Origin of the sequence: Methylobacter sp., from assembly GCF_023227905.1 — a bacterium.
Classification (GTDB): domain Bacteria; phylum Pseudomonadota; class Gammaproteobacteria; order Methylococcales; family Methylomonadaceae; genus Methylobacter_A.
Map to the genome: position 1 here is coordinate 1 of NZ_JALOCF010000103.1, position 4200 is coordinate 4200.

At 49.7% G+C, this 4200-nt stretch carries 7 protein-coding genes; 1 reads left to right on the forward strand and 6 read right to left on the reverse strand.

Annotated elements, in window-relative coordinates; translation table 11 throughout:
* Nucleotides 1–799, forward strand: a 799-nt coding sequence (locus M0R47_RS21285; RefSeq protein WP_292558365.1) for a LysR family transcriptional regulator, incomplete at its 5' end; no start/stop codon positions are given.
* 337 nt (nucleotides 800–1136) lie between these two features.
* On the opposite strand, the gene M0R47_RS21290 is transcribed toward M0R47_RS21285, so the two are convergent.
* The 6 genes from M0R47_RS21290 to M0R47_RS21315 form a co-directional block, all read right to left on the reverse strand.
* A complete protein-coding gene (locus tag M0R47_RS21290; protein ID WP_292558366.1) occupies nucleotides 1137–1511 on the reverse strand; it encodes a hypothetical protein in 375 nt (124 codons plus the stop codon).
* A gap of 111 nt (nucleotides 1512–1622) precedes the next feature.
* Nucleotides 1623–2060 carry a hypothetical protein gene (locus tag M0R47_RS21295; RefSeq protein ID WP_292558367.1) on the reverse strand — a complete coding sequence of 146 codons (438 nt, stop codon included), beginning with the start codon at nucleotides 2058–2060 and terminating at the stop codon, nucleotides 1623–1625.
* A gap of 104 nt (nucleotides 2061–2164) precedes the next feature.
* The gene (locus M0R47_RS21300; RefSeq protein WP_292558368.1) at nucleotides 2165–2593 is read right to left on the reverse strand and encodes an outer membrane protein assembly factor BamE; all 429 of its coding nucleotides are present in this window, start codon (nucleotides 2591–2593) and stop codon (nucleotides 2165–2167) included.
* 68 nt (nucleotides 2594–2661) lie between these two features.
* Nucleotides 2662–3111 carry a GNAT family N-acetyltransferase gene (locus M0R47_RS21305; RefSeq protein WP_292558369.1) on the reverse strand — a complete coding sequence of 150 codons (450 nt, stop codon included), beginning with the start codon at nucleotides 3109–3111 and terminating at the stop codon, nucleotides 2662–2664.
* Between the two features lie 74 nt (nucleotides 3112–3185).
* Nucleotides 3186–3641: an RDD family protein gene (locus tag M0R47_RS21310; RefSeq protein WP_292558370.1), complete on the reverse strand. Its 456-nt coding sequence runs from the start codon at nucleotides 3639–3641 to the stop codon at nucleotides 3186–3188.
* Between the two features lie 107 nt (nucleotides 3642–3748).
* A complete protein-coding gene (locus tag M0R47_RS21315) occupies nucleotides 3749–4030 on the reverse strand; it encodes a hypothetical protein (protein WP_292558371.1) in 282 nt (93 codons plus the stop codon).
* Nucleotides 4031–4200 lie beyond the last annotated feature (170 nt).

A 4200-nucleotide genomic window follows, 5' to 3' on the forward strand; every position in this document is an offset into this window, starting at 1 on the left:
GCGTGCGGTTGCAGCGTTGGAAGAGCGCTTGGGCGTTAAATTGCTGAACCGCACCACCCGCTACGTGCGGATGACCGAGGCCGGCCAGAAATACTACGAGGACGCCAAACACATCATCGCTTTGGCCGATGAAGCCGATGACGCGGCGCTGGGCATCAACGCCGAACCGCGCGGCCAACTCACCGTCACCGCCTCGGTTTTGTTCGGCCGCATGTACGTGATGCCCGGCATCGTCGAATATTTGCGCCGTTACCCGGCGGTGGAAGTCAACGCACTGTTCGTCGACCGGGTTGTCAACATGCTGGAGGAAGGCGTGGACGTGGCGATCCGCATTGCCGAATTGCCCGATTCGTCGTACCGGGCGCTGCGAGTCGGTTCGGTAAGGCGGGTACTGTGCGCATCGCCGGATTATTTGGTAACGCACGGCATTCCGCAAACGCCGGACGATTTGCTCAAGCATCAAATCATCCTGGCGCGCAGCTTAAATCCGAATAATGAAATGCGCTTTCTGCGCGACGGCCTGCCGCAGACGGTCAAGTTACAACCGATATTAAGCGTCAGCGACAACGACTCAGCGGCCAGCGCGGCCATGGCGGGTCTGGGCATTACCCGCTTGCTGTCCTACCAAATTGCCGAGCCGCTACAGACTGGCAAACTGAAAATCGTGCTCAGCGAATTCGAGAGTCCGCCGATTCCAATCCATATCGTGCACCGCGAGGGTCGCCATTCGTCGGCGAAAGTCCGTTCGTTCGTCGATTTAATGGCGGAGCGTTTGCGGGCGGAGTTGTCGTTGAGTTGAGGGATGACGCCAAAATCACCGCTTCCGGCTATTTCTAAACCACCTCAGCCAATGTTTATCGATGCTTGGCTTGCTTGGTAGATGCGGCAACGACGCTTCCAATAAGCGAGACAGCAAATCGTGATCGATGAAGTCCTGTAATTCCACGGCACTGCCTTTTCTCATCGTCGGTTTCAGTCCCAGGCCCTCTTCTTGTTTTTCCAGGACCGTAGGATGTGCTGAGATAGTAACCGCATCAATCGCGAACGATGCGGTTACTATCTCAGCACATCCTATGCCTAGCGCATCTTATGGCCTTAACGTGGAAGTGAGCGGAGCGTCCGCACGACTGCCGGATTTAACGAGAACATCGTTGGCGCGTGGCCTTAATAAGCAACACACAGAGAAATGCTGCAAGCAGAAAGGCAATAATCCATGACGCTACGGGCGCGCTTCCACTACTCAGGCGCGCGATGAACCAACTGCCGAAGCGAATGAGCTGAATGGCAGTAGCAACCAAACCTAGCCACCAAGCCCAAGCAAACCCACGCCAAAGGCCACATGCGAGTAGGCTGCCAATGAAAATTGCGCCCAGCGTGGATGGAAGCATGAGGCTGTATCTGAGGGTGCCGAAATCACCAGTGGTGAGGAAGTGAAGCAGCAAGCCGCCCACAACCATCGAAACGTAGGCTGCGGCAATAGCGCTGGCGAATTTAGAGTGCAAAAACTTCATGGTGGCTAACGTAATGTCAAGGGGCGCGCCTTCAACAGAAGATTAGCGAAGCCAGAAAAACAACAGCCCTTCAAAACCACTACAAAAAGGCGCGTCCCTTTGAACGCAATGTTAGCGAAAGGTTTGGTAATCAATGGTTACACCCTCTGATTGTGTTTCAGAGCGTATTAAGCGAACAAAATTGTGATGTTGCAATTCTAGGCGATCTTCAGCCTGCCAATGCAACCGGATTTCAGGACCGCCGCCGTTTCCGGCTGGTGCTCGCCCATGATTTCCATCTGCGGCAAAAAAGCTCTCGGGAAGAGAGTCTTTCTGTGATGTGTCAACATTGCCAGGAACAATAGCAACGTGACTATTGAAATCAGTAGTTGCTCCACAGTCAATTTGAAAAAGAACAGCCTTGAGTTTTCCATTTGGGGAAGCCACTTGGTCGACGACTGTAGTTGCACACATATCAGCAAAGAGATGAATAAGCAGCGCAACACAACCCGCAAAAGCAACGATTAATGTCCCAAAAAACCAAAGTGCTATCTTCTTCCAAGTTGCCATGCGTATACCGCTAACGTGGAGCTAAGCGGCGCGGCGCGCAAAACGTTGAAGAGAAAACTACGCCGTTCACCGCGCCCCGCTTGAGCGCAGGGTTGGACGACAACTTAGTGTTGAATGATTGCTGAGCTTGCATATTTGCCGTCAGTACCAAAATAGATGTGCAAGACGTCATAATCAATCTTCAACCCGCTGCACATTCCCAAGATGTATTGATATTCCGCTGACGTAAAGTGTCCATCTGGTGTGCCTAAAAGATGCTCTATGTCTTGATGTGTCATGCCGAGAGTAAGCAAGCGATTCTTTATGTCCCTGGCCATTCTGCCCCGGTAACAAGTAAATTCCGTCGCATGGGTCTGCGGCGCGAACCAAGCTGTACGATCAAAGCGTGACACTGTAAAAACACCACCAGACATCCACCAATTTAATGTGACAACAAGGAGTATTAGCGCAATGACAAGACCGCCAAAAGCAATCGCAATGTATTTCGCGACTCTAAGAAATGTCCAAGGATGTGCTACTTTAATTTCAGTCATCGGTTGTCGTCCAACGTTTGAGGTAAGAGGCGCGCGGTAGCGCGTCCTGCTTGACCGATGGGTTATGTCTAGATTGCGAAATGATAAACAAAGAATTGTTCATCTCGTTTCCAGCCAGCGGATTGATAAAGAGCTTGGGCAGTTTGATTTGTCGTTGCTGTTGATAGCGAAACACGAACAGCTCCCAATGATTTTGCAAACTCCGTAGCAGCGGTTATCAGTTTTGATGCCGCGCCTTTCCTGCGAGCTTGCTCATGAACGAAAAGGTCGTTGAGCACGAACACTCGGGCAAGCGATACCGACGAAAAGCTTGGATAGAGTTGGGTGAAGCCAACAGGTATATTGCCTTCATATGCAATGAACAGAGTTGACTCACCGTGATTGAAGCGAGCGAGCAAAAACTCTCGCACGGCAGGAATATCACTTGGGCGACCATAGAACTGACGATAGCCATCAAAGAGCGGGACAAGTGCTTCAAGGTCAGATAGGACTGCTTGGCGTACGGTGATATTGCTCATATTTCTCCATAGGGGGGGCATAACGTAAAGCTAAGGGGCGGACGCGATAGCGACCGTCCCGCTTGAGCGCCATGTTATACCTGACTTTCAAATTTAACTGGCTCAGTTTTATTGCTTCTAATTACTACTGTGCCAGCAAGCTTGTCATGCCATCCTTGTTTTCGTTTATCAATACCAACCCATATGATTCCAAGAAATAATGGAATCATTGAAATATAGTAGCCAAGGTAGCGCCCTATGAATTGGCCTGTAGATGGTTTGCCCCCAGTTTTTGCATCTACAATGGTTAGCTTTGTTGCCATTTTTCCTGGGGTAGCAGATTTATAAACCCAGAAAACAATAACAGCGATTGCGGGCAATATGTAATTTAGCAGGGCATCCCAAAAACCCAAAAAAATAGACTCACCTGCCCAGTAATCTGTGCCATATATGGCAGTAAGTATGGGCAGGGTTATAATTAATATTAATATTGTATCTATTAGTGTGGCTCCGGTTCTAATCCAAAACCCTGCATATTCCTGTTCGTTCATAATGTGTTTTTCCTAAAGGTATAACGTAGAGCTAACCGGCGCTGCGCGGAAAGCTGAATAAACAAAACCGCATTATAACCGCGCTCCGGTTGAGCGTTGGGTTAGGGCTACGGACCACTATGCCCTTTAACTAAGCGAGAAAAGGTGAAAATGATACTAGCCAACGAAATGTACCAAACCATATTTATGAAAATCGACACTACCATATTGAACCAAATCATGGGGTCACCGTCTTGATAAGCCTCGTTGGCCATGAGGCTGAATGAGCTAGGCCAAGCTAGAACTTCAATAACACCAAATGCTTCACCGGTAACTTGAACCTTCAGGAGAAGTACGATCGGAATAATAAGGCCGAGAGTTGCACCGATGAAAGCAAAGCGCATAAACATTTTGTAACCCTAACGTAGAGCTAACCGGGCGCGGCCCGGAAAGCTGAAAAAACAAAACCGCATTATAAGCGCGCTCCGGTTGAGCGCCATGTTAGCGAAGTAACCACCTAAAGCCGGAAGGTGTTTTAAAGAAGCTCAAGGAGGCGGTGCTACAATTACCAGGTAGTCTA